General features: G+C 65.8%; 20 protein-coding genes. 13 read left to right on the top strand and 7 right to left on the bottom strand.

The features are described 5' to 3' along the window. The first annotated feature begins 228 nt into the window (after positions 1-228). From DBO85_RS03515 to DBO85_RS03505, 3 genes are all read left to right on the top strand, one after another. Entirely contained in the window at positions 229-747 is a 519-nt protein-coding gene (locus DBO85_RS03515) for a sigma-70 family RNA polymerase sigma factor (RefSeq protein ID WP_108105292.1), read from the top strand. Beyond that, positions 744-1,691 carry a FecR domain-containing protein gene (locus DBO85_RS03510; protein WP_108105290.1) on the top strand — a complete coding sequence of 316 codons (948 nt, stop codon included), beginning with the start codon at positions 744-746 and terminating at the stop codon, positions 1,689-1,691. Before DBO85_RS03515 ends, DBO85_RS03510 begins: the two co-directional genes overlap by 4 nt. A 635-nt stretch (positions 1,692-2,326) precedes the next feature. After that, positions 2,327-4,753, top strand: a complete 2,427-nt coding sequence (locus DBO85_RS03505; protein WP_158268870.1) for a TonB-dependent siderophore receptor — start codon at positions 2,327-2,329, stop codon at positions 4,751-4,753. A gap of 36 nt (positions 4,754-4,789) precedes the next feature. On the opposite strand, the gene DBO85_RS03500 is transcribed toward DBO85_RS03505, so the two are convergent. Further along, entirely contained in the window at positions 4,790-5,524 is a 735-nt protein-coding gene (locus DBO85_RS03500) for an SDR family oxidoreductase (protein ID WP_108105286.1), read from the bottom strand. Between the two features lie 359 nt (positions 5,525-5,883). On the opposite strand from DBO85_RS03500, the gene DBO85_RS03495 reads away from it, so the two are divergent. Continuing rightward, the gene (locus DBO85_RS03495; protein WP_108105284.1) at positions 5,884-6,318 is read left to right on the top strand and encodes a DoxX family protein; all 435 of its coding nucleotides are present in this window, start codon (positions 5,884-5,886) and stop codon (positions 6,316-6,318) included. Positions 6,319-6,477: 159 nt separating this feature from the next. Here DBO85_RS03495 and DBO85_RS03490 read toward each other — a convergent pair whose 3' ends face one another. Next, positions 6,478-7,386 carry a LysR family transcriptional regulator gene (locus DBO85_RS03490; RefSeq protein WP_108105282.1) on the bottom strand — a complete coding sequence of 303 codons (909 nt, stop codon included), beginning with the start codon at positions 7,384-7,386 and terminating at the stop codon, positions 6,478-6,480. A gap of 283 nt (positions 7,387-7,669) precedes the next feature. On the opposite strand from DBO85_RS03490, the gene DBO85_RS03485 reads away from it, so the two are divergent. After that, complete coding sequence (locus tag DBO85_RS03485; protein ID WP_108105280.1) at positions 7,670-8,587, top strand: AraC family transcriptional regulator; 918 nt, start codon at positions 7,670-7,672, stop codon at positions 8,585-8,587. Between the two features lie 112 nt (positions 8,588-8,699). On the opposite strand, the gene DBO85_RS03480 is transcribed toward DBO85_RS03485, so the two are convergent. Continuing rightward, the gene (locus DBO85_RS03480; protein ID WP_108105278.1) at positions 8,700-10,106 is read right to left on the bottom strand and encodes a CSLREA domain-containing protein; all 1,407 of its coding nucleotides are present in this window, start codon (positions 10,104-10,106) and stop codon (positions 8,700-8,702) included. Between the two features lie 236 nt (positions 10,107-10,342). Continuing rightward, positions 10,343-11,698, bottom strand: a complete 1,356-nt coding sequence (locus tag DBO85_RS03475) for a CSLREA domain-containing protein (RefSeq protein WP_108105276.1) — start codon at positions 11,696-11,698, stop codon at positions 10,343-10,345. Positions 11,699-11,976: 278 nt separating this feature from the next. Between DBO85_RS03475 and DBO85_RS03470 the strand changes: the two genes are divergently transcribed. Then, positions 11,977-12,678, top strand: coding sequence for a class I SAM-dependent methyltransferase (locus tag DBO85_RS03470; RefSeq protein ID WP_108105274.1), 702 nt, complete (start codon positions 11,977-11,979; stop codon positions 12,676-12,678). A 106-nt stretch (positions 12,679-12,784) separates the two neighbouring features. Here DBO85_RS03470 and DBO85_RS03465 read toward each other — a convergent pair whose 3' ends face one another. Then, positions 12,785-13,207: a helix-turn-helix domain-containing protein gene (locus DBO85_RS03465; RefSeq protein ID WP_108105273.1), complete on the bottom strand. Its 423-nt coding sequence runs from the start codon at positions 13,205-13,207 to the stop codon at positions 12,785-12,787. 80 nt (positions 13,208-13,287) lie between these two features. Here DBO85_RS03465 and DBO85_RS03460 point away from each other — a divergent pair, with 80 nt between their 5' ends. From DBO85_RS03460 to DBO85_RS03450, 3 genes are all read left to right on the top strand, one after another. Beyond that, positions 13,288-13,779, top strand: a complete 492-nt coding sequence (locus tag DBO85_RS03460) for a DUF2938 family protein (protein WP_108105271.1) — start codon at positions 13,288-13,290, stop codon at positions 13,777-13,779. 31 nt (positions 13,780-13,810) lie between these two features. After that, on the top strand, positions 13,811-14,398 hold the full coding sequence (locus tag DBO85_RS03455) for a flavodoxin family protein (protein ID WP_108105268.1): 588 nt from the start codon (positions 13,811-13,813) through the stop codon (positions 14,396-14,398). A 351-nt stretch (positions 14,399-14,749) separates the two neighbouring features. Beyond that, positions 14,750-15,250 (top strand): hypothetical protein, encoded by a 501-nt coding sequence (locus DBO85_RS03450; RefSeq protein ID WP_108105266.1) that lies wholly within the window; start codon positions 14,750-14,752, stop codon positions 15,248-15,250. 58 nt (positions 15,251-15,308) lie between these two features. Here DBO85_RS03450 and DBO85_RS03445 read toward each other — a convergent pair whose 3' ends face one another. Together DBO85_RS03445 and DBO85_RS03440 are read right to left on the bottom strand one after the other, a co-directional pair. After that, entirely contained in the window at positions 15,309-16,385 is a 1,077-nt protein-coding gene (locus DBO85_RS03445; RefSeq protein WP_108105265.1) for an ATP-binding protein, read from the bottom strand. Next, positions 16,382-17,116, bottom strand: coding sequence for a response regulator (locus DBO85_RS03440; RefSeq protein WP_108105263.1), 735 nt, complete (start codon positions 17,114-17,116; stop codon positions 16,382-16,384). Before DBO85_RS03440 ends, DBO85_RS03445 begins: the two co-directional genes overlap by 4 nt. 161 nt (positions 17,117-17,277) lie before the next feature. On the opposite strand from DBO85_RS03440, the gene DBO85_RS03435 reads away from it, so the two are divergent. The 4 genes from DBO85_RS03435 (at position 17,278) to DBO85_RS03415 (ending at position 23,763) form a co-directional block, all read left to right on the top strand. Continuing rightward, positions 17,278-18,432, top strand: coding sequence for an efflux RND transporter periplasmic adaptor subunit (locus DBO85_RS03435; RefSeq protein WP_108105261.1), 1,155 nt, complete (start codon positions 17,278-17,280; stop codon positions 18,430-18,432). Between the two features lie 16 nt (positions 18,433-18,448). Continuing rightward, positions 18,449-21,586, top strand: coding sequence for a multidrug efflux RND transporter permease subunit (locus tag DBO85_RS03430; protein ID WP_108105259.1), 3,138 nt, complete (start codon positions 18,449-18,451; stop codon positions 21,584-21,586). Then, complete coding sequence (locus DBO85_RS03425; RefSeq protein WP_108105257.1) at positions 21,586-23,022, top strand: efflux transporter outer membrane subunit; 1,437 nt, start codon at positions 21,586-21,588, stop codon at positions 23,020-23,022. The genes DBO85_RS03430 and DBO85_RS03425 overlap by 1 nt, the downstream gene beginning before the upstream one ends. A 216-nt stretch (positions 23,023-23,238) precedes the next feature. Next, positions 23,239-23,763 (top strand): GNAT family N-acetyltransferase, encoded by a 525-nt coding sequence (locus DBO85_RS03415; protein WP_108105255.1) that lies wholly within the window; start codon positions 23,239-23,241, stop codon positions 23,761-23,763. The last annotated feature ends 421 nt before the right edge of the window (positions 23,764-24,184 follow it).

Below are 24,184 nucleotides of genomic sequence, written 5' to 3'. Positions count from 1 at the left end.
CGTTGTCCCGGCCTGCGAGCACGCGTCGAACGTGCTCGTTCACAAGCTCTACGTGGGAATGCAGCCTTCGACGCTCCAGCGTCGCGCAGCCGGGAACCCACCGTAGGGCGAAATAGGCGCAGCGCATTGCGCCGTCGCTCCTGCGCCTGCGAGCACACGTCGAACTTGCATGCCCGGGCGGTCGCATGACAGCATTCGCAACTGCATCTATTTCCTATTTGCATTCGAATGTCATCGAGGCCCGTCGTGTCGCTGCCGCCTGCGTCTCCCATCGCCGAGCTCTACCGCGGTCACCATGGCTGGTTGCTGGGGTGGCTGCGGCAGCGCCTGGGTTGTCCGCAGAACGCCGCGGACCTGGCCCAGGACACCTTCGTCCGGTTGCTCACCCAACGTCAGGCGCGGTCGCTGCACGAACCACGGGCGTTTCTCGCCACCGTGGCGCGCGGGCTGCTGGTCGACCATTACCGGCGCGCCAGCCTGGAGCGCGCCTACCTGGAAGCGCTGGCCAACCTGCCGGTGGCCGAGGTGCCGTCCCCCGAGACCCGCGAGTTGATGCTGGAGACGCTGCTGGAGATCGACCGGCTGCTGGACGGCCTCAGGCCGCGGGTGCGCGAGGCCTTTCTGCTCGCCCAGCTGGACGGCCTGAGTTACGCGCAGATCGCCACGCGCATGGGCCTGTCGCTCAGCTCGATCCAGCAGTACATGACCCAGGCGTTGAGCCACTGCTACAAGGCGCTGTACCCATGAGTGCGCTGGACCACGCGGTGGTCGAGCAGGCGATTGCCTGGCGCGTGTGCCTGGCGACCGGCACCTGCGCCGCCGAGACCTTCGCCGCCTGCCAGAGCTGGCGTGCGCAGCACCCGGAACATGAGTTGGCCTGGCAGCGCCTGGATGCGCTGGAAGGGCGCTTTGCCGCGATTCCCGCAGCGCTTGGTCACGCCACCCTGGCTGCCGCGCGACATGACCCGCAACGCCGCCGTGCACTCAAGGCGCTGGTGCTGCTGGTCGCCGCCGGCGGCGCCGGAATGCTCGGCGTCTCGAATGGCAACGTCGTGCAGCCCTGGCTGGCCAATCTGCGTACCGGCGTGGGCGAGCGACGCTCGCTCGAGCTGCCCGGCGGCGGGCGGCTGCACATGAATGCCGGTAGCGCGCTGGACATCGACTTTGCAGGCGAGCGCCGCCTGCTGCGCCTGTATCAGGGCGAGATTCTGCTGGAGACCGGCAACCAGGCCGCGCCGCGGCCGTTGCTGGTCAGTACCGACTTCGGCAGCCTGCGTGCGCTGGATTCGCGCCTTTTGCTGCGCCAGCACGTGGACGGCATGCAGCTTGCGGTCTATGCCGGTGCGGTCGAGGTCAGGCCCGCCGACGGTCGACGGCAGCGTGTGGAAGAAGGCTGGCAGGCCCGCTTCGACGCGCACGGCGTGACGGCGCCACAGCCTGCCGAGAGCGAGCGCGCCAGCTGGGTGGACGGCGTGCTGGTGGCGCGCGACATGCGTCTGGACCAGTTCGTCGCCGAGTTCGAGCGCCAGCGCCACGGCCTGCTGCGCTGCGATCCGGCCATCGCCGGGCTGCGCATCTCCGGCGTGTTCCCGCTGGATGACAGCGAGCGCGCGCTGGCGGCGGTGGCGCGTACGTTGCCGGTGCAGGTGGTCTATCGCACCCGCTGGTGGGTGACCCTGCAGCCGGCCTGAGGCCGGCATGCTCAAGCGGAGCGTGGGGGCCTGCGTTTACCCCGGCTGGCGTAGGTTGGCGCTGAGCGCAGCGAAGCCCAACACATGAGGCGTTGCACTTGGGCTGCGCGAGAAGCGGCGGGCCGCCGGGAGGGAGATTCGCCGGGCTCCGTGCTCGCGGACGCAGAGCGTCCGGGGCGGCGTTCCCCCGCAGCGTGGGAGCGATAAAGGGAACGAGCAAAGGGTATCTGCGTTGGGCCTTGCGGCCCAACCTACGCCGGAAGGGGGCGTCGTAGGTTGGTGCTGAGCGCAGCGAAGCCCAACACATCGGGCAACGCATACGTCCCAGGCTGTGTCACGCGGAGCGCGGGCGCAGAGGGCGCCTGTGTTGGGCCTCGGCCCAACCTACGTCGGTGTGGAGATCCGCCGGGCTCCGTGCTCGCGGACGCGGAGCGTGGGAACGATCACCGTGCGGAATGCCAAGCCGGAGCCGCGCGCGCTTTTCCCTCTCCGTCGGGAGAGGGTGCCGAAGGCGGGTGAGGGAGGGTTCGGTGTGCTGGGTGCCGCGAGATTCTTGGAAAAATTTCTGCAGGTTTTCCGCGCTCGTTCGGCCTCCCCTTCGCAAACCTCTTTTCGCAGCTTTCGAAGGATCAAGCATGTTTGTTCAACGCTCTCCGGACTCACTGGCCCGCGCCGTGCGCGGTGCCCTGTTCAGCCTCTGCCTGCCGCTGGCGACCCTGCCGGCGATGGCGAGCGCCGCCGCGGCGCTGCAGGAATACCAGATTCCGGCCGGCGAGCTGGACGTTGCGCTCAATAGCTTCGCCCGCCAGGCCGGCGTGCTGCTCAGCTTCGACCCGGCGCTCACCGCCGGGCAGCGCAGCCCCGGCTTGCGTGGCGAGTACCCGCTGGAGCAGGGCTTTGCCCGCCTGCTGGCTCGCTCCGGGCTGCGCGCGGTACAGGGTGCGGACGGTGACTATCGGCTGGAGCCGATCCCGGCGGGCGAGAATCGCCTGCAGCTGGACGATCTGCATGTCCGTGGTCGCCAGGCGGAGTCTGCCGTCGGCCCGGTTGGTGGTTATGTCGCCCGGCGTACGCGCAGCGCGACCAAGACCGATGCCTCGATCCTGGAAACCCCGCAGTCGATCAGCGTGATCAGCCGCGAGCAGATGCAGGCGCGTGGCGCCGCCACGGTGGAGGAGGCGTTGCGCTACAGCCCCAGCGTAAGCACGCCCTACGGCTACGACCCGCGTTACGACTGGATGAGCATGCGCGGCTTCGATGTAAAGGGCTCAACCTACCGCGACGGCCTGCTGCTGAATCGCAGCACCTACGGCCTGGCGCGCCCGGATGCCTACCTGCTGGAGCGGGTCGAGGTGCTGCGCGGCCCGGCGTCGGTGCTCTACGGCCAGAGTGAGCCGGGTGGCATCGTCAACCTGGTCAGCAAGCGTGCGCCGGACACGCCGCTGCGTGAGGTGCGCCTGCGTGCCGGCAGCGACCAGCTCGGCGAGCTGGCGGCTGACGTCGGCGGACCGCTGGACGAGCAGGGTCACTGGCTCTATCGCGTCACCCTGCTGGGCAACGATGCCAACGGCCAGGTCGACAAGACCGGCAACCAGCGCCAGGCCTTCGCGCCGACGCTGACCTGGCGCCCCAGCGAGGACACCGAGCTGACCCTGTTCGGCATGTACCAGAAGGATGAGGGTGACTTCGCCTTCAGCCGCCGCTTCGCCCCGACCCTGGTCAACGCCTTCCGCCTGCAGCACAACCGCGAGCGGGACTTCTACGAGGGCGAGCCGAGCTTCAACCGCTTCGATCGCGCCTACGCCTCGTTCGGCTACGAGCTCAGCCACCGCCTGAACGACACCTGGACGCTGCGCCAGAACCTGCGCTACGAGCAGATGAACTACGACTATCGCTACCTGAACAACACCGGCGTGGCCTTCGCCGGCACCACCCTGACGCGCAGCGCCAACGTCAAGGACGAGCAGTTCGACGGCTGGACGCTGGACAACCAGGCCCAGGCCGACTTCGTCACCGGGCCGCTGACCCACCAGTTGCTGCTGGGGGTGGACGGGCGACGGCTGGCCGCCCGTGAGATCAGCCGCTTTGGCGCCGCGCCGACGCTGGACCTGCTCAACCCGGTCTACGGCGTCAACGTGCCCTGGCCCGCCAAGGATGCCGACAACGACATCACCCGGCGCCAGACCGGTTTCTACCTGCAGGACCAGATCGCCTTCGACGAACACTGGCACCTGCTGCTCGGCGGTCGCTACGACCTGGCGCGCAGCGAGACCGAAAGCAACCTGGGTGCTGCGCGCAACACCCGTGACGACGAAGCCTTCAGCGGCCGCGTCGGCCTGGTCTACGTCGCCGACAACGGCCTGGCGCCCTACATCAGCTACAGCGAATCCTTCAACCCGACCAACTCCAGCGATCCGGCCAGCGGCAGGCCCTTCGATCCGGAGACCGGCCGCCAGTACGAGGTCGGCGTGAAGTTCCAGCCGGAGGGCGAGCGCAGCTTCGTCAGCCTGGCGTTGTTCGACATCACCAAGCAGAACGTGGTCAGCACCAACCCCAACGATCCGAACGACCGTCGCCAGGTCGGCGAAGTGCGCAGCAAGGGGCTGGAGATCGAGGCGCTGGCCAGCCTGACCCAGGGGCTGGACCTGCACGCCAGCTACACCCGCACCAATGCGCGCATCCAGAAGAGCGTCAACGCCTGGGAGGAGGGCGCGCGGCTGGCGTTCGTGCCGCGCGAACAGGCGGCGCTGTGGCTCGACTACAGCCTGCAGGACGGTCCGTTGGCCGGCTTCGGCGTGGGCGGCGGGGTGCGCTACATCGGCGAAGCCTCCTACACCGGGCAGAACCCGCTGTTCGGCCTTTATGGCCCACGCATCATCGAGGCCGAGACCGCCGGCTACAGCCTGTTCGACGCCAGCCTGCACTATCAGCTGGACGGCCTGCGCCTGGCGCTCAACGGCAGCAACCTGGGTGACCGCGAGTACGTCAGCTCCTGCGACGTGCAGGCCTGCTACTACGGCTATGGCCGTACCGTGACTGCCAGCGCGACCTACAACTGGTGAGTCCGCAGGCGGCCGGTGAGCCCGGCCGCCTCGGCTTCAGTAGGGACTGGCGGTGGGACGCACGACGATCTCGCTGACGTCGACGTCGTCCGGCTGCTCGATGGCATAGGCCAGCGCCCGGGCGATGGCATCCGGCGTCAGCGCGACGCGACGGAACTCCTTCATCGCTGCACGTGCGCCTTCATCGGAGATGGTCTGCGCCAGCTCCGACTCGACCACGCCGGGGCAGACCACGCTGACGCGGATCTTGTCGGTCTCCTGGCGCAGGCCGTCGGAGATGGCGCGCACCGCGAACTTGGTTGCGCAGTAGACGGCGGCGGTGGGCACCACCGAGAGTCCGCCGATGGATGAGATGTTGATTACCTGACCATGTCCCTGCGCCTCCATGCCCGGCAACACGGCGGCGATGCCATGAAGTACCCCGCGCACATTGACATCGAGCATCTGGTTCCACTCGTCGATCTTCAGCGCCGACAGGGGCGACAGCGGCATGACCCCGGCGTTGTTGATGATCACGTCGATCTTGCCGAACTGCGTCTTGGCGAAGTCGGCGAAGGCCTGCATGTCGGCCAGGTCGGTGACGTCCAGCGCGCGAAACCGCGCCGAGCCACCCTGGGCATGGATCTCGGCGGCCAGTGTCTCCAGCCGGTCGGTACGCCGGGCACCGAGGACGACATGCGCGCCCTTAGCGGCGATAAGCCTGGCGGCAGCTTCACCGATACCGCTGCTGGCGCCGGTGATCAGTACGACCTTGCCTTGAATGTTCGACATGAGCGGATCTCCTCCTGAATTGTCGTGGGCGCCAGCGCGGTGCCTGCAGGGGCAGGCGTTCGACTGGCTACGCTCGCCATGCTACGGATGCAACCGGACGCAACGAATGCCGATCCCTGCGCCGCGCTTGCCTATTTCTGTCGGGTTCGTGGACCTGCGAAGGGGTGAATCGAGCCGGGGCTGGCGACAATTCACAGGGGAGCGCGGAGGGCGAAGCCGGGGAGGGAGAGGTTTGTGCTCGTTCGATTTATTCGAACATCATCTTCGATATTGGGTGGCTATTTAGATAAGTGAGTTGCGCGCAGAATTCTCCTCACTGCGGCTCACCAAGGTGGTTAGCCCTTCAAGAGGAAACAGCCATGACCCAGTCCAACGTAATCGCCCGCGCTACCGCCCTCGGCAACTCCGCCGCCTTCACCTCCACGGCCGCGCTCAGCGGTCGCCTCCTGCTCAGTGCCATCTTCCTGCTCTCGGGGATCTCCAAGATCAGCGCGCCGGCCGGGATGATCGGCTACATCGAATCGGTCGGCCTGCCGTTCCCCAGCCTGGCGCTGGCACTGGCGATCCTCACCGAAGTGGTCGGCGGCATCGCGCTGATCCTCGGCTACCGCACCCGTCTGGTCGCAGCAGGGCTCGCCGTGTTCAGCATCGCCACCGCACTGGTGTTCCATAACCAGCTGGGCGACCAGAACCAGTTCATCCACTTCTTCAAGAACCTCGCCATGGCTGGCGGGCTGCTGCAGGTGGTTGCCTTCGGCGCCGGTCGCTTCAGCCTGGATGCGCGTCGCGGCTGACACCACGGCCAGCAGGTCGTCGCCGCCTGCTCAACTGGAGTCGGTGAGTACCGCAGGCAGGAAAGAGAAACCGGGCAGATGCCCGGTTTTTCTTCGTCCGGCTGACGGTGGGTTGCGGTGCTGCGACGTCGCGGATCGGGCCTGACCCGGGCCCAGCGCTCAGGCCTCCCCGGTCAGCTGCGCGCTGAAGCGCTCGATCAACCAGCGTGCCGCAGGGCCTGGCGGGGTGTCGGTGCGGTAGATGATGTCGAAGGGGTAATCGACGCCGCTGCAGTCGGGCAGTTCGAGGCGTACCAGGCGGCCGCTGGCCAGATCGTCGCGGACCCGGTCGATCGGCATGTTGCCCCAGCCGATGCCTTCGCGCAGCAGCATGTGCTTGGCGCCGAGGTCCGCCAGGCGCCAGGTGCGGTTGCCGAGCACGGCGAACTCCTGATCCTCGGTCAGCCGCGAGCGGTCGGTGAGCACCAGCTGCACATGTTCGCGCCCGGCGCCAGGCGCATGTGGACCCGGTTGCGCCAGCGGGTGGCCGGGTGCGGCGACCGGGACCAGCGCCACCTTGCCCACGCCGATGCGTTCGATGCCGTCGATGCTGGTGGTCAGCGGGCCGCTCACGCCCAGCGTCGCCTTGCGCTCGAGGACCAGCTGGGTGACGGCGCCGAGCGCTTCGATGTGCAGGTGCAGCTGCACGGTGGGGAAGTGCTCGCGAAAGGCCTTGAGCGCATCGACCACCCGTGCGCTGGGCAGCATCACGTCGAGCACCAGATGCACCTCGGCTTCCAGGCCGTGCAGCAGGCCGCGCACCTTGGCGCGCAGGCCGTCGATGCCGCTGTAGATGCTGCGTGCTTCGGCCAGAACGGTGCGGCCGGCGTCCGTCAGCTGCGGTTTGCGGGTGGTCTTGCGGTCGAACAGGCTGACGCCCAGCTGCATTTCCAGGTTGGCGATCGAGTAGCTGACTACTGAGGTGGCGCGGTGCAGCTTGCGCGCGGCACCGGCGAAACTGCCGACCTCGACCACGGTGAGAAAGACGCGCAGCTGGTCCAGGGTCGGCGTGCCCGGGTCGGAAATCATCTCAGGTTCCTCGAACGTTTCGCCGCATGTTATCTACGTTGTGTCGATAAGCCAGCAGCACGAATGATCACGGCCCCATTCGCTCGACCGGGTTCGCCGAGACCTTGCTGACCGTGCCGGCGGGGATCGCCACAGGACCCGTCATGGAACTTCTGTGTGGCCAAGCGATACGCTCCGAAAGCGGATTTGCGCGCCATCTGCGCAGTCCCGGTCCTGGCCGGTGCCTGCCCGTTCTGGCAGCATGCCCACCTCAGGCTGATCTGTGTCTGCGAGGAGCCCGCACATGGATATGAAAGTCGCTGCCGCTACGGCCGATACCGCGCTCCACCGCGCCGAGCTGCTGCGCCGGCTGATGCAGCGCGTGCCGACGCCGGGGACCTTCGAGACGGCCATCGCGCCCTTGCACGTCATCCGCTGCGATGCGCCGAACGAGCCTGTGCATGGCGTGCACCGGCCAGCCCTGTGCCTGATCGTGCAGGGCAGCAAGGAAGTGCGCCTGGGTGATGAGCTCTACCAGTACGACCCGCTCAACTATCTGGTGGTCTCGGTGACGCTGCCGGTGTCGGGGCAGGTGATCGAGGCAACGCCCGAGGCGCCCTATCTGTGCATACGCCTGGATCTGGACCCGGCGCAGATCGCCCAGCTGATCGCCGAGGCGCCGCCGGCAGGCGTTCCCGACGAGCCAGGGCGCGGGCTGTTCCTCGAACCCATAGACGCGCCGCTGCTCGATACCATGCTGCGCCTGGTGCGCCTGCTGGATACGCCGCGCGACATCGGCATGCTCGCGCCGCTGGCATTGCGCGAGCTGTACTACCGCCTGTTGCGTGGCAACGAAGGGCGACGGCTGTACAAGATCGCCCTGGGCGATAGCCAGACTCACCGCGTGACGCGGGCCATCGACTGGTTGAACAGCCACTACAGCGAGCCGCTGCGCATCGAGCAACTGGCGCAGATCGCCAACCTCGGCACCTCCACGCTGCACCACCGCTTCAAGGCCGTCACCGCGATGAGCCCGCTGCAATACCAGAAGCAGCTGCGCCTGCAGGAGGCGCGCCGGCTGATGATCGGCGAAGGCCTTGACGTCGCCAGCGCCTGCTACCGGGTCGGCTATGAAAGCCCCTCGCAGTTCAGCCGCGAATACAGCCGCCAGTTCGGCTGCCCGCCGTCGCAGGATGTTAAGCGGCTTCGCGGGAGTGGCTGAGCGAGTGCCTGGGGCGATCTGCCCGCAGACCGCAGAGCCCCTAGCGATGTGATCGGGGTAGGGGTTGGCCGGTCAGTTGGGTTTTGCAAACGCACGGGCCAACCCCTCGCCGTCAGTTCCTGATTACCGGGGGTGTAGGTCGACTGCCGCGCTCATAGGCACCCAGGTCGCAGCGGGCATCGCCGTCGTCGTCGCCGTCCTGGGGGCGGGGGGCGCGTTGCTGGTCGTGGCTGCTGCAGTTGCCGATGCCGGCATCGATGGCCGGGCTTCCCGCCGGCAGCGGGAAGGTCGCCAGCAGCTGGGTATCGTCGAGCCCTGCGATGACTGCCCCGAACAGGTTGTCGGGATCGGCATGCAGCTCCGCCGGGCAGTTGCTCCCTGTGGGCACCAGCATCAGGCCGCTGCTGGATAGCAGGGCACCGGGGCCCTGGCTGTTGCAATCGCGGGGGATTGTTTCATCAGCGTCGAGGTAGTTGCCGATGACCAGGCTGTTGCGTAGCTGCAGGCGACCGCGATTGTCGATGCCTGCGCTGGTGTTGCGAATGATGCTGACGTGGATGAGCTGAGCGCGGGTGTCGCTCTGGTTGTCCTGCCGATAGGGATCACCGTTGTTGAACGCCGCATTCGCTTCCGCACGGCCGTAGGCCAGGGTGCTGTTGACCAGCTTGAGCTGGCCGCCCAGATCGTTGGCGATTGCCGTGCCCCAAATGTCGTTGGTGCCGCCGCCACGGTAGAACAGGCTGCGTGCGATGTCGGCGACCCCGCGGTTGTAAACCCCCGCCCCGGCGCCCTTGTCGTCGGGGCTGGAAACCCCGTTGCTTTCCAGGCGGCTGTCACGCATGAACAGCACGCCGCGGTTGAAGATCGCACCGCCGCGGCCTGGATTGGGTCCTTCGCCGCCGGTAGCGGAGTTGCGCACGAATGCCGACCAGCTGATGTGGGCCTCGCCATAGTTGGCGATGGCGCCGCCCTGGCCCTTCCACCAGCCCTGCTCCTCGGTGATGGGTTGATCGACGGGCTGGACGGTGCGGGCACGGTTGCCTTCCAGCAACACCTGGCGCAGTTCCAGCCGGCCGTGGTTTTCCACCGCGCCGCCGTTGGCGGGGCTGAAACCGTCCTTCAGGCTGAGCCGTTCCAGGCGCAGGCGGGCACCCGGGTGGATTTCGAACAGGCGATGTCGCAGGCCTACCGAACGGATGACGCTGCGCGAATAGCCGCTCCCTACGATGCGCGCGTCTGCGGTGAGATCGAGATCGTCGCTGGCGTTGCCGTCTTCATCCCCGTTGCTGAGGAGGTCGAGCAGATATTCGCCGTCAGGTAACAGGATCAGGTGGCTGCCGGGTGTGCTATTGGCGGCATCGATTGCGTCGCGCAGGGTGCAGTGGCTGTCACAGGCGCCGTCGCGACCATCCTGGGTCTGATTGACGGTGAAAGTTGCCGCTGAGGCTTCGCCCAGACCGAGACAGAGCAGCAGCATCGGCAGCCGAAGGAGCAGGCGTGAACGAACAGGCTGGAACATGGATTTCTCCGGGCGAGCAGGGCTCGCGTGGTGGCGGAGAAAACCGGCTTCCGCGGGTGTGAGCGCGACATCGCGCGTGACGGTGACGGGCCGTTCGCCCGCCGCATTTGTATGGGGCAGTCGAAGGCAAGGATTCCCGGTTTTGCTCGCGGCACCTGAGGTGCCGCTGCGCAACGGAGACGGGTTCGGGCGGCGGGCTGCACTCTTCTGATGAGTGCGACCTGCCAGAGCGCTACTCACGGATAGGCCCGCTCGAACGCCCCCAGATCGCAATTGACGATGCCATCGCCATTGCCGTCGCGCAGACGGTCCAGGCCACGTTGGTCGTGGCTGGCGCAGCCGCCGACGCCGGCATCGATGGCGGCGCTGTTGCGGCGCAGCGGATGGACCTGGCTGCCGTTGTTTTCCTGCAGGAGGAAAAGATGGTGGGTGAAGGTGGTGTCGTCGGCAATGATGGTGTCGGCGACGCAGCCACCGGCATCGCTGCCCAGCAGCAGTCCGCGCGCCTGATAGCCGATGGCGCCGGGTCGGTTGATGCAGTTGCGCACCTCTTCGAACTCGCTTGCGCGGTTGCCGGCGATGATGCTGTTGCGCAGCAGGAGGTCGCCACGGTTGCTGATTCCCCGGCCCTCGTTGCCGGCGATGGTGACGTGGTAGAGCCGAGCCTGGGCTTTTGCGCTGAGCTCAGGCAGCCAGGGATGGCCGTTCTCGAATGCGCTCTGCTCGACGCTGAAATTGCCGCTCAGGGTGCTGTTGGACAGGGTTATCCGCCCGACGTTGGCGATGGCGGCGCCGTAGCCGCCCCAGGAGACCTGGTTGGCCTGGAAGCTGGTGCGAGCGATGTCGGCGTCGCCCAGGTTGTAGAGCGCGCCGCCCATGCCCGACTCGTTGTAGTCGTTGGCCCGGTTGGCGACGAACAGGCTGTCCCTTAGTAGCAGGCTGCCCTGGTTGTAGACGCCGCCACCCTTGCCGGGGGTAGCCGTCTCGCTGGCGTCGAGGCGGTTGCCGCGAAAGGTCGCGCGCTGCGCCTCGAACACGCCGAAGTTGGCGACGGCACCGCCGCTGCCAGTGCGCTCGGCCGGGTAGGGCATGTAGGAAATCAGCAGGTTGTCGACGAATGCCACCTCGCGCACGGCGGTCTTGCCGTGATTGAGCAGGGCGCCCCCGTCGAAGATCTGCAGGCCGCCGGTCAGGGTCAACCCTGTCATCCGCAGCTGCGCGTCCGGATGGACGTGGAACAGGCGGTCCAGATGCTGGGCATTCAGGCGGGTCACTCCGATGCCGCGCCCGACGAGGGTAACCTGGCCATGCACGTCGAAGTCGCCGATGCGGTTGTCGTCCTCCTCTATCGGCCAGTCGTAGCCTGTGTCGGGGTTGGCCCGTTCCAGAAGGTACTCGCCGGCTGCCAGCCGGATGAAGGTATCGCCGGGGGTCTGGTTGGCGTGCGAGATCGCCTCGCGCAGCGAACAGTGGCTCGGCGTGCACTGGCCATCGTCCTCGTCGGCGAAAGTGGTGACGCGCAGATCGGCGGCATGCGCGGGCAGCGCCGCGACCAGCAGCAGGGGAAGCGTGAAGCGGACAAGACGGTGCATGGGACTGACTCCTGAGCCTGGCCAGCCGCTGCGGGCGCAGTGACGATGGCTGGCAAATGGAGCCGGTACCGCGCAGGGGGTTGCCGCGGCAGTGATCAGGAAGTGACGCTGATCACGCTTGATCGATGCTTTCCGACCGCCGGCTGCGAATCGCTCGCGCGCTGACGTTCTTCTCCTGGTCCCTGGGCCTGGACGATGGGGCTTGACGGCTCTGGGATACTGAATCGAGCACCGCCCCGGCGCGGCGCATCATTGTATGACTCCGAGGAAGCAGCCCCATGCGCGAAGCAGAACTCAAGGCCCTGTTCGATCAGCAGGCCGCCGGCTACGACAAACAATGGGCCGGGATGGCGCCGATCCGCGATGCGCTGCATTTCCTGCTCGGCTCGGTCTTCGCCGAGCTGCCGCAAGACGCGCGGATTCTCTGCGTCGGTGTCGGCACCGGCGCGGAGCTGGCCTATCTGGCCGAGCGATTCCCAGGCTGGCAGTTCACCGCGGTCGACCCCTCCGGTGCGATGCTCGACATCTGCCGGCAACGCGCGGAGCGGGGCGGATTCTTCTCGCGCTGCCGCTTTCACGAAGGCTATCTCGACACCCTGCCGGAGCTGCCCAGTCATGACGGCGCCACCTGCTTTCTGGTGTCGCAATTCATGCTCGATGCGCAGGCGCGCATTGGCTTTTTCCGGCAGATCGCCCACCGGCTCAAGCCCGGCGCCATCCTGGCAGACGCCGACCTGGCTTCCGACATCCTCTCACCGGCCTATGAAGCGCTGCTGCGTAGCTGGATGACGCTGATGTCTTCTGCCGGCGTGACCCCGGACATGCTCGAACGGGCCCGCGCGGCCTACGCCAATGACGTGGCCGTCCTGCCGCCGTCGCGGGTCGCCGATCTGATCGAGGCGGCGGGATTCGAGCCGCCGGTACAGTTCTTCCAGGCGGGGTTGATGCATGGGTGGTGTGCGCGGGTGCGGGCAGGTTAGTCAGAGGGGGTTCGATCCGCCGCGAGCGTCCGGCGCCTTGGCGTAGGTCCGCGCACATAACATCCGGCGGCCGGCCCATAGCGCCTGCCCTCGTCGTCTGCCCCCCTCAGAGTCGGCGTTTCCTCGATCTGGTCCTGTCGGTATGGGCGCTGGCGGCGGCTTCGTTGAGAAGACGCTGGAAGGTTGGGCATTCGGCGTGACTGGGCGCCGGGCAGATAGCTGCATGTCTCAGGCCCCTGCTCATTGCTCGCAGGCGTCGGATGGTCGCGTCGATCTCATCTGCCTTGGCAGCCAGGATTTGCCGATCGATGTTCGGCTCGCCTTTCCCGGTGAGCATCGTGCGGATCTCGTCGAGGCTGAAACCGGCGGACTGCCCGAGAGAGATCAGCGCCAGCTGATCCAGGATGTTGGCCGCGAAGCGGCGTCGTTCACCGGGCTGATTCAAGGCAAGCACGAGGCCTTTCTCCTCGTAGAAACGCAGGGTCGAGGCCGGCAGACCGGAGCGGCGGGTCACCTCACGGATGTCCATCTTTACCTCTTGACCTCAAGTTGACTTGAACTTGTAGGGTGGCGACTGAAACCTTTCCAGTCAAACCCATCGAGGCCGCCATGAACTTGAACATCGTTGCAACCATCCTCCTGACAGGCGTGGGTGCCACCCTGGTCATGGACCTCTGGCTGCTGCTTCTGCAGCGGCTCGGTGTACCCACGCTCAACTTCGCCTTCATCGGGCGCTGGGTGGGGCACCTGTCTCGCGGCAGGTTCCACCACCGCTCCATCGCAGCGTCCGAACCCATTCCCCATGAGCTCGCACTGGGCTGGGTGATGCACTACGCGACCGGCGTGGTCTTCGCAGCGATGTTCTTCTTGCTGGAGGGGATTTCCTGGGCGCAACAACCCAGGTTACTTCTAGCGTTAGCGTTCGGGCTGGCCACGGCTGTTTTCCCCCTGCTGCTGGTTCAGCCTGCGATGGGCGCCGGCATCGCTTCAAGGAAGACCCCGAGCCCGATAAGGAACTGCTTGAAAAGCCTGGCCAACCACGCCGTATTCGGAGCGGGCCTCTACCTCTGCGCAACCCTTCTCGCAGCCCGCGTGGCTTGAGCCGCGCACCCATCACCACCGGAGAATCAGAATGAAAAGAGTCGCCATCGTTTATCACAGCGCTCATGGGCACACGGAGCACCTTGCCGGGCAGGTACTGGCGGGAGTGGTGAGCGTTCCGGGTGTAGAAGGCATCCTGTTGCAGGCGCTGAATACGACGGCTGCGCCGAATGAGCTGGTCGGATATGACGGCATCATCCTTGGGTCCCCCACCTACCTGGGTGGCGTGTCCGCGCCTTTCAAAGCATTGATGGACGCTACCGGCCAGCTGTGGCGTACCCAGAGCCTGCGCGGGAAACTTGCGGCGGGTTTTACGGTGTCGTCGCTGCCTGCCGGGGACAAGCAGTCCACGCTGATGTCGATGTTCGTCTTTTGCATGCAGCACGGCATGTTGTGGGTGGGCAACCCGATTCTTCCCGAGCAACACGATGGCGTTCCTTATGACGAAGCCGCCAATCGCTTGGGCTCCTGGTCCGGCCTGATGGCCCAGGCAGAAAAATCCTCTACCGGCGATGCCTTTGCGCCAGGAGATATCAAGACCGCCAGGATGTTCGGCAAGAACTTCGCTGCGACGCTCATGCGTCTGGACGCCGCGCAGTGCCCGGCGGAGGTCGGGTAGTCGAGATCCTGGTTCAGCTCACGATCTCATTGGCGTGTCTGGGAGTGGGAGGGCTCCGCGCCTGCGATGAGTGGCTGTTTGGCCGAAACGGGCAGTCCAATCGGTCCCGTCTCAATGCTGTCCGTCACTATCGAAGACGATCGGCCGGGCGGCATGACTGCCAACGCGGGCAGGGACGTCGCCCGAAAGCAAATTCGCCAACCTTTGCTTCACTACCTGCAGCAGCTTTGCCCCGATCCTTGAACGCTGTGCCTGGAAAGGACGGATGGGGCGGCTGCGCCGGGAGTTTCAACAGCCTCATCGGGGCTCCATGCCCTCATCAGCACAGCGTCCATCAAGGGAGAAACAGCCATGAACTACCAGGAAGTGGTGCAAGCGCTCGACGCCATCCTCACCGCAAAGAAACGCGAGATCGAAGGCTTCAGCCAGTACTCCGGTGGTTGGGAGAACTGGCTGAAGATCGAAATGACCGGCAAGTGGTCCTTTGGCCAGGTGTTTCCGGAACAGCATGTCTGGGACGATAAGCGCCAAATCGACCTGTGGTTCCCCGACACCCGCTTCGGCGTCGAGCTCAAGTGCCTTGGCCTCAATCGCATTGCGCACAAGGAACACATCATCAGCGAGATCGCCTCCACATACAGGTCGTTTTGCCAGGACGCGCTGGTGGACGTCGAAAAGGTCAGGACCATTCCGCAGGGCGGCACGGGCATGGCTGTGGTGATCATCCCGACCTGGGTGCCGGAGGATCGATTGGTCACGCTCAAGAGCGAGCTGAGCGGCGTGACCTATGCCTGGAGCTACATGGGCAATGGCGGCTTTGTCGTGGGGATCCATCGCAGCCACTATCTCTAGGTGGCTGCGGCCAAGGGAGTGGCGGCTATCGGCCAATTGCGGACACTGGGTTAACGAACTATCTCTGTGAAATTTGCATGCTGGCTGGCCAGGCAATCACGAATGAACTTCCCGGGCCAGCCGGTCGGCATATCGCATGACCGCCATGACCCTCTGCGATGGCTTTGACCACGGCGAGTCCTAGGCCGCTGCCACCATTCTTTCGAGAGCGCGAAGGATCTCCACGACGAAAGGCCTCGAAGATCTCGCTGGTCAGTTCGCTATCAATGCCGGGGCCATCGTCTTCCACGCTCAACTGACAGTCGTCGCCGACCTGTTCCAGACGCACTCGCAGGTTGCCTGGGTCGGCATGGCGCAGGGCGTTCTCCAGCAGCGCCATCAGCGCCTGGCGGATGCGCAGCGCGTCGCACTCCACCAGCAAGTTGGCATCCAGTTCGTCGTGCAGGTGAAAGCCCTTGGACGCCAGCGGCTCGGCGAAGGCCCTCAGCACGACGCTGAGTTCATCGGCCAGGCGGACCCTGGTGCGCTGTATGTCCAGGTGGCCACTGTCCCTGAGACTCAGCACGCGCAAGTCTTCGATCAAGCGGTTCAGTCCCCCCACCTGGCGCAGCAGCCCCTCGAACAGCTCGTTGCTGGGATCGAACACGCCTTCTGCCAGACCCTGCAGGCGACCGCGCAGTATGGTCACCGGCGTGCGCAGCTCGTGGGCGATGGCGGCGTTCCAGAACTCGCGCTCACGGGTCATGCTCTGCAGGCGCTCAGCCATGACGTTGAAGTCGCGTACCAGTTGGGCCGTCTCGCCGGTGGCCTGTTCGTCCAGCGGTGCGCGTGCCGTGAGATTGCCCTGGGCCACTTCGCGCAGGCTGTGTGCCACCGAGTTCAGCGGGGTGATCAGGCGTCGCGACAGGCGAATGGCGACAAACACCGACATAGCCAGTGCGGTGGCAATGGTGCAGCCAATCCAGATCATCTCTACCCGCGAGGGTATCCAGGTTTCTGAGATGCTGCCCGGCATGTAAGCCGATGCGATGGCGTAGAACGCGTAGGAGCCGAATACGGCGATGAAGATGATGCTCAGCCCCATCACCGCCAGGGACTGGATGAACTGCCGGCGCAGGCCCGGTGTTGGTTTCATTGCTCGACGCCAAAGCGATAGCCCACGCCCCAGACACTGGCCGGCACGCCCTGGATATCGAGCGCTTCAAGCTTCTTGCGCAGTTTGCTGATGTGGCTGTCCACGGTGCGTTCCTGGGTGTCACCTTCGGGCAGGCAGCTCTCCAGGAGTTCGGCGCGGCTGAACGCTCGTTTCGGTGCGCGCATCAGGCACGCCAGCAGTTTGAACTCGGTCAGGGTCAGCTCTAGCGCGTGTGTTTGGCCATGCTGCTGCACGCTGGCTTCATGGCTGTCCAGGTCGATCTGGAAGGCGCCGACGCGCAGCATCTGGGTCGCGACGGGTGCGCTCGCCCGCGTGCGCCGCAGCACCGCCTGAACACGTGCCACCACCTCAGCCGGGTTGAAGGGTTTGACCACGTAGTCGTCGGCGCCCAGGCGCAGACCCATGAGCTTGTCGATGTCCTGGTCGAGCGCGGTGAGCATGATCACCGGAGTGTCGCCGCGGGAGCGGATTTCACTCAGCACCTTCCAGCCATCGAGCACAGGCATCTGCACGTCGAGCAGCAACAGATCCGGCTTGAGTGCCTGGTGCAGGGCCAATGCCTGCTGGCCGTCACTGGCGTGCTGGGTGCGCAGGCCGTTGCGTTGCAGGTAGGCAATGAGGATGTCGGCGATCTCGGCCTCGTCCTCGGCGATCAGCACCAGTGCCGAGGCGTGGGAGGTAGGGCTGGTGCGCGCATTGAGATCGGACATGGACAGCCTCGCGGACGGTGGCGCTGAATTTTATAGCGCCCTCCATGCTTTCTCCACAAAGCCTCGAATCATTCGCAATAGCCACACCTCAGACTTCAGCCTCGATCAGCCCCCGGTCGACATCAGGTCACCTGGGCGTAGCGTGCAACGAGGAGTGGGTTATGGGCAGTAAACAGCGGCCTCTGGGCGTCGTGTTCGCAGGACTTGCCGTACTGGCACTGGCAGGTTGTGATGCGGCGCCACAGGAAGCCGAAGCTCCGCCGCCTGTTGCGGTGTCGGTACTGACACTGCAAGCGCACGAACTGGCGATCAGCGAGGTTCTGCCCGCGCGGGTGGCCGCCGTGCGCAGCGCCGAGATTCGCGCGCAGATCGGCGGCATCGTGCAGCGTCGCCTGTTCGAGCAGGGTGCCGAGATCGCGGCCGGTGCCGTGCTGTTCCAGATCAACCCGGCGCCGTTCAAGGCCGAGGTCGACAGCGCCGCCGCAGCGCTGCAGCGTACCGAGGCGGTTCTGGCACGGGCGCGCGTGCAGGTCGAGCGGCTCACCCCGCTGGTGCAGGCCGAGGCGGTCAGCCGCCAGGTGTATGACGATGCTGTGGCGCTGCGCGAGCAGGCCGCCGCCGATGTGGCTCAGGCCAAGGCGGCGCTGGCGCGGCGCAAACTGGACCTGCAGTTCGCCAGCGTCGAGGCACCGATTGCCGGGAGGATCGACCAGGCGCTGGTCAGCGAAGGTGCACTGGTGTCGCCGAGCGATGCCACGCCCATGGCGCGCATTCAGCAGATCGACCAGGTGTACGTCGACGTACGCCAGTCCGCTTCAGTGCTGGACGCGCTGCGTCAGCAGGCCGGCGCAGCGGCGCCGGAGCTGGGCGTGGACATCCTCGGCAGCGACGGTAAACCGCTGGGCATGCGCGGGCGCGTCCTGTTTTCCGGCGTCGAGGTGGATGCCGGCACCGGCGACGTTCTGTTGCGGGTGCTGGTGGACAACCCGCAACGCCGCCTGCTGCCGGGTCTCTACGTGCAGGCGCGGATTCCGCGAGCACATTACTCCGCCGCTCTCCGCGTGCCGCAGCAGGCGGTGACCCGCAGCGCGGGCCACACCAGCGTGTGGGTGGTGGATGCTCAGGGCCGGGTAAGCCCGGTGCCCATCGAACTCGGTGAACTGGTCGAGCGCCACTACCGCGTCGTGTCCGGGCTCAGCGTCGGACAGCAGGTGGTGGTCGAGGGCATCGAACGCCTGAGTCCCGACGCCCAGGTCGCCACGCGCCCCTGGCAACCCGCCGTCAACGGCGAACAACTTAGCGCCGTCGCGCGCTGAGTCCGGAGAAGCCGTCATGCCGCAGTTTTTCATCAACCGCCCGGTGTTTGCCTGGGTGATCGCCCTGTTCATCGTGCTGGGCGGCATCATCGCCATCCCGCAATTGCCCATCGCCCGATATCCGTCGGTGGCGCCGCCGTCGGTGACCCTCTACGCCAGCTATCCGGGGGCCACCCCGCAGACGCTCAACGACTCGGTGGTGAGTTTGGTCGAGCGCGAGCTGTCGGGGGTGAAGAACCTGTTGTACTTCGAGTCCTCGGTGGATACCTCAGGCTCCGCGCAGATCACGGCCACCTTCAAGCCGGGCACCGATACGGAGCTGGCCCAGGTGGACGTGCAGAACCGCGTCAAGGCCGTCGAACCGCGCCTGCCCCAGGCCGTAAGGCAGAACGGCCTGCAGGTGGAGTCCGCCGCCTCGAGCTTTCTGATGATGGTCGGTCTGACCTCGCCCAACGGTCAGTTCGATGAGGTCGCCCTGAACGACTACCTGGCGCGCAACATTGTCCAGGAGCTGCGGCGTATCGACGGCGTGGGGCGTGTGCAACTGTTCGGCGCAGAGCAGGCCATGCGCGTCTGGGTCGACCCGAACAAGCTCACCGCCTACGGCCTGACCATGAACGAGCTGGCCCAGGCCATCGAGCAGCAGAACGCGCAGATCGCCCCCGGCCGCATAGGTGACGAGCCTGCATTGCCCGGCCAACGCCTGACCGTACCGCTGACCGTGCAAGGGCAACTGACCACGCCGGAGCAGTTCGCTGCCATCGTACTGCGCGCGGGCGCCGACGGTGCCAGGGTGGTGCTCGGTGACGTGGCGCGGATCGAACTGGGCGCCGAGTCCTACGCCTTCTCCAACCGCGAGAACGGCTTGGCGGCGACCAGTGCCGCCATCCAGTTGTCGCCCGGTGCCAACGCCGTGCGCACCGCTTCGGCGGTGCGCGAACGCCTGGCTGAACTGGCGCCGAGCATGCCGGCCGGCATGGCCTACTCGGTACCGTTCGACACCGCGCCCTTCGTCAAGGTGTCCATCGAGAAGGTGATCCACACCCTGTTCGAGGCCATGGTGCTGGTGTTCCTGGTGATGTTCCTGTTCCTGCAGAACCTGCGCTACACCCTGATTCCGGCCATCGTCGCGCCCATCGCACTGCTCGGCACCTTCGCGGTGATGCTGCTGGCCGGGTTCTCGATCAACTCGCTGACCATGTTCGGCATGGTGCTGGCCATCGGCATCATCGTCGACGACGCCATCGTGGTGGTGGAGAACGTCGAACGGCTGATGGCCACCCAGGGGCTGTCGCCGAAAGAAGCCACCTCACGGGCGATGCAGGAAATCACCGGCGCGGTGATCGGCATCACCCTGGTGCTCACCGCCGTGTTCATCCCCATGGCCTTTGGCAGTGGCTCGGTGGGGGTGATCTACCAGCAGTTCAGCCTGTCGATGGCGGTGTCGATCCTGTTCTCGGCCTTCCTCGCCCTGAGCCTGACGCCGGCACTCTGCGCCACGCTGCTGCGCCCGGTGAACGCCGACCATCATGCAAAACGCGGCTTCTTCGGCGCCTTCAACCGCGGCTTCGAACGCCTCACCGCGAGCTATGGCGCGCAGGTGGCACGCCTGGTCGGGCGCAGCGGACGAATGATGGCGGCCTTCGCCGTGCTTTGCGCGGTGCTGGCCGTCGCGGCCGCGCAGTTGCCGTCGTCGTTCCTGCCCGAGGAGGATCAGGGCTACTTCATGACTTCCATCCAGCTGCCCACCGGCGCTACCAGCGAGCGCACGCTGGACGTGGTCAAGGCCTACGAGGCGCACGTCGCCTCGCGCCCAGGACTGGACGCCAACCTGGTGGTGCTGGGCTTCAGCTTCGCGGGCTCCGGCCCCAACGCGGCCATGGCCTTCACCATGCTCAAGGACTGGGATCAGCGTGATGGCGCCACGGCCGCCGAAGAAGCCGCGCTGGCGCAGCAGGCCATGGCCGACAACGTCGAGGGCACGGTGATGAGCCTGATGCCTCCGGCCATCGACGAGTTGGGCACGTCCTCCGGTTTCACCATGATCCTGCAGGATCGCGCCAATCGTGGCGAAGCCGCCTTGCAGGCCGCGCAGGCACAACTGCTGGAACTGGCCGCGCAGAGCAGCGTCGTCAGCGACGTCTACCCGGATGGCCTGCCGCCCGGCGAGAGCATCCGTCTGGAGATCGACCGGCAGAAGGCCGAGGCCATGGGCCTGTCCTTCGCGGCCGTGAGCAGCACGTTGTCGGCGGCCATGGGCTCGTTGTACGTCAACGATTTCCCCAACACCGGACGCCTGCAGCAGGTCATCCTGCAGGCCGACGCCTCCGCGCGCATGCAACTGGACGACGTGCTCGGCCTGCGTGTGCGCAACGCCAGCGGCGGCATGGTGCCGCTGCGCGAGGTGGTGACGCCGGTGTGGAGCGAATCACCGCAACAGATGCTGCGTTACCAGGGCTTCCCGGCGGTGCGTATTTCCGGAGGAGCAGCGCCCGGCGTGTCCAGTGGAGCAGCGATGGCTGAAATGGAACGTCTGGTCGCGCAGTTGCCCAAGGGCTATGCCGCAGCCTGGACGGGCGTGTCATTGCAGGAACGCCAGTCGGCGGCGCAGGCACCGCTGCTGATGCTGCTGTCGGCGCTGGTGGTGTTTCTGGTGCTGTCGGCGCTGTACGAGAGCTGGTCGATCCCGCTATCGGTAATGCTGGTGGTGCCGTTGGGCCTGCTCGGTGCGGTGGCGGCGGTGATGTTGCGCGGCATGCCCAATGACGTGTTCTTCAAGGTGGGGATGATCACCCTTATCGGCCTGTCGGCGAAGAACGCCATCCTCATCGTCGAGTTCGCCCGCCAGTTGCACGGTGAGGGACGCACGCTGATCGACGCCGCCGTGACCGCTGCGCGTCTGCGCCTGCGCCCGATCCTGATGACCTCGCTGGCGTTCACCCTCGGCGTGGTGCCGCTGATGCTCGCTTCTGGCGCCAGCGCGGAAACCCAGCACGCCATCGGCACCGGGGTGTTCGGCGGCATGCTTAGCGGCACCCTGTTGGCGGTTTTCTTCGTGCCGGCCTTTTTTGTCTTCGTCATCGGCACGCAGGAGCGATTCAGCGCCTGGCGTGCTCGGCGTGGCACTGCTGCGCTGACTCGGGAGAACCCGTGATGCGCCTGTTACTGACCCTGTCCCTACTCGGCTGCCTGAGCGCCTGCTCGATGACACCAACTCTGCAACGCACGGCCGCGCCGGTGCCGCCGAGCTTTCCCGTGGCCGCCGCAACACCGGCTTCGGCGTCGCCGGCCAGCGCACTCGGCTGGCGTACGATGTTTGGCGATCCGCGCCTGCGACGGCTGATCGACCTGGCCCTGAGCAATAACCGCGACCTGCGCCTGGCCACCCTCAACGTCGAGGCGGCGCAGGCGCAGGGGAACATCCAGCGCGCCGCGCGCCTGCCGGCCGTGGGGCTGGAGGCGACGCGCACGCGTGAACGCAGCGTGAGTGGTGATGGACACAGCCAGGCCAGCCGCGAGGTCAGCCAGCAGAGCGGCGTGAACGTCGCGCTCAGCGCCTTCGAGCTGGACCTGTTCGGCCGTGTGCGGGCGCTGTCCGATGCGGCATTTAACCGTTACCTGGCCAGCGAGCACGGGCGTGATGCGGCGCAGATCGCCCTGGTCGGCGCGGTAGCCGAGGCGTACTTCGCCCAGCGTCTGGCCGGCGAGCAACTGCAACTGACCGAGCGCACCCTGGCCGACTGGCGGCAGTCGCTGGAACTGGCGCGCCTGCTCAAGCAGGCCGAGCAGAGCAGCAGCCTGGACGTGGCCCAGGCCGAAGCGCAGGTAGCCCTGGCCGAAGCCGATCTCGAAGCACGCCGGCGTGCCCTGGCACAGGCGGATAACGCCCTGCAGCTGCTGGTGGGCAGCGAACTGCCGAGCGATCTGCCCGCCGCTTTGCCATTGCAGCGCCAGGTGGTGATCGCGCAGCTGCCGGCCGGGCTACCGGCCGACCTGCTGCTGAGCCGGCCAGACCTGCGCCAGGCCGAGCAGCTGCTGGTGGCCGCCAATGCCGATATCGGCGCGGCGCGGGCGGCGTTCTTCCCGCAGATTTCCCTGACTGCGTCGTTCGGCTATGCCAGCACCTCGCTCGGCAGTTTGTTCGACCCGGCAAGGCGGGTCTGGCGTTTCGCCCCGCAGATTTCCCAGCCGCTGTTCCAGGGCGGGCGCCTGCGCGCTGAGCTGCGCCTGGCCGAGGTACGCAAAACCGAGGCAGTCGCGCAGTACGAGCGCGCCATCCAGACGGCCTTCCGCGAGGTGGCCGATGCCCTCGCCGGTACCGCCACCTTCGACCGTCAAATGGAGGCGCAACTTCGCGCGGTAACCGCTGCCGAGCGGCGTTTGCAACTGTCCGACTTGCGTTACCGCGCAGGAGTCGATGGGCGTCTGGAACTGCTGGATGCCCAGCGCCAGTTGCACGCCGCACGGCAAGCGCTGCTGGAGCTGCGCCGGGAGGAAATCGCCAACCGGGTGGCATTGTACAAATCGCTGGGTGGTGGTCTGCACGAGCGCGATCTCGCGGAGACTGCCGCTGTCAGAGCGGCTCAGTAGAGCTGGCCGTCAGACGGCGTCGCCCACTGCGATCATGGGGTCGGTGGAAGCCAGTAACGGTGGGGCGGAGGGCTCGCTGGAAGCCACTGCGTACGAGTTGGGAACAGGCCTCGGGATCACCTTCTTCGGCGTATTCATCTCCAATATATTTAGCCGCACGATCTCACTACCAGTGGATCTTGCGAATCGACTAACAGAACGTTCGAGGATTCCAGAATGGTCAAACTCCTGAAGGCTAACGTAGGCACTCTCAGCGAGTTTAAAACTGCTCTCCAGGACTCGTTCCGCGTGGCAGCAGAAGCTGACTCAGGTCAGCCGCTTGAAGAGCCCATTCCTTCTGATGAGGACATAGAGCAGTCCATCGCTGTTGATGGGGCTGCTATCTACTGGATCATGGAAAACGATCAGCGTGTCGGCGGCGCGATTATAGTAATTGATGAAATAAGCAATCTAAACTCATTGTCATTCTTCTTCATTTCAACCAGCCAGCAGAGTCGTGGGCTAGGGTTACAAGCCTGGAGGGCAATCGAGAACGAGTATCCAAACACCAATGTCTGGGAAACCGTAACCCCCTATTTTGAGAAGCGAAACATTCACTTTTATGTAAATAGGTGTGGCTTCAAAATTGTTGAGTTCTACAACAAATTTCATCCGGATCCAAACCAGGCTTCGGTTCAGGTCCATCAAGAACGGGAGGGCAATGAGATGTTCAGGTTTATGAAGGTTATGGGCCACAAGTAACTTCTACCCCAATCCTTAAACGGCTGCTTCTGGCTGTAACCAGCCAGTCAATTTGTTACATGCCAATCCTCGCGCCAGGCAGAACCCTGTCCGCCCATCTTCAGGCCATAAATCCCACAAAGCACTTCTTGAACTTGCCGCCAATTTCACACGGGCAGCGAACGTTGCGACCGGCTTTCAGCGACGCCATGGGGGCGAGATATTACCAGCGTCCGGTAAAGGTGACGTGGGCGCGGAAAAGCGTCCCCGGAGCCGCTTCTTGGCTTTTCACGTTCCGCTCGAGCCACCGACTCTGCCGGCTCCACTGTTTGATGTAGGTGCGATCGAGGGCGGCTTGCTGGGCGCGCAGGATGCTGGTTATTTCGTGATCTGTCCACGATGGTTAGACCAGCAGATAATCTCTTCATGGCGGCTGTCAGGT

Origin of the sequence: Pseudomonas mangrovi, assembly GCF_003052585.1 — a bacterium.
GTDB lineage: Bacteria > Pseudomonadota > Gammaproteobacteria > Pseudomonadales > Pseudomonadaceae > Aquipseudomonas > Aquipseudomonas mangrovi.
This window is presented reverse-complemented; position numbering and strand designations above follow the sequence as displayed.

Coding starts and splice junctions, on each gene's coding strand:
- DBO85_RS03515 (WP_108105292.1), top strand. CDS start 229: ATGTCATCGAGGCCCGTCGTGTCGCTGCCGCCTGCGTCTCCCATCGCC.
- DBO85_RS03510 (WP_108105290.1), top strand. CDS start 744: ATGAGTGCGCTGGACCACGCGGTGGTCGAGCAGGCGATTGCCTGGCGC.
- DBO85_RS03505 (WP_158268870.1), top strand. CDS start 2,327: ATGTTTGTTCAACGCTCTCCGGACTCACTGGCCCGCGCCGTGCGCGGT.
- DBO85_RS03500 (WP_108105286.1), bottom strand. CDS start 5,524: ATGTCGAACATTCAAGGCAAGGTCGTACTGATCACCGGCGCCAGCAGC.
- DBO85_RS03495 (WP_108105284.1), top strand. CDS start 5,884: ATGACCCAGTCCAACGTAATCGCCCGCGCTACCGCCCTCGGCAACTCC.
- DBO85_RS03490 (WP_108105282.1), bottom strand. CDS start 7,386: ATGATTTCCGACCCGGGCACGCCGACCCTGGACCAGCTGCGCGTCTTT.
- DBO85_RS03485 (WP_108105280.1), top strand. CDS start 7,670: ATGGATATGAAAGTCGCTGCCGCTACGGCCGATACCGCGCTCCACCGC.
- DBO85_RS03480 (WP_108105278.1), bottom strand. CDS start 10,106: ATGTTCCAGCCTGTTCGTTCACGCCTGCTCCTTCGGCTGCCGATGCTG.
- DBO85_RS03475 (WP_108105276.1), bottom strand. CDS start 11,698: ATGCACCGTCTTGTCCGCTTCACGCTTCCCCTGCTGCTGGTCGCGGCG.
- DBO85_RS03470 (WP_108105274.1), top strand. CDS start 11,977: ATGCGCGAAGCAGAACTCAAGGCCCTGTTCGATCAGCAGGCCGCCGGC.
- DBO85_RS03465 (WP_108105273.1), bottom strand. CDS start 13,207: ATGGACATCCGTGAGGTGACCCGCCGCTCCGGTCTGCCGGCCTCGACC.
- DBO85_RS03460 (WP_108105271.1), top strand. CDS start 13,288: ATGAACTTGAACATCGTTGCAACCATCCTCCTGACAGGCGTGGGTGCC.
- DBO85_RS03455 (WP_108105268.1), top strand. CDS start 13,811: ATGAAAAGAGTCGCCATCGTTTATCACAGCGCTCATGGGCACACGGAG.
- DBO85_RS03450 (WP_108105266.1), top strand. CDS start 14,750: ATGAACTACCAGGAAGTGGTGCAAGCGCTCGACGCCATCCTCACCGCA.
- DBO85_RS03445 (WP_108105265.1), bottom strand. CDS start 16,385: ATGAAACCAACACCGGGCCTGCGCCGGCAGTTCATCCAGTCCCTGGCG.
- DBO85_RS03440 (WP_108105263.1), bottom strand. CDS start 17,116: ATGTCCGATCTCAATGCGCGCACCAGCCCTACCTCCCACGCCTCGGCA.
- DBO85_RS03435 (WP_108105261.1), top strand. CDS start 17,278: ATGGGCAGTAAACAGCGGCCTCTGGGCGTCGTGTTCGCAGGACTTGCC.
- DBO85_RS03430 (WP_108105259.1), top strand. CDS start 18,449: ATGCCGCAGTTTTTCATCAACCGCCCGGTGTTTGCCTGGGTGATCGCC.
- DBO85_RS03425 (WP_108105257.1), top strand. CDS start 21,586: ATGCGCCTGTTACTGACCCTGTCCCTACTCGGCTGCCTGAGCGCCTGC.
- DBO85_RS03415 (WP_108105255.1), top strand. CDS start 23,239: ATGGTCAAACTCCTGAAGGCTAACGTAGGCACTCTCAGCGAGTTTAAA.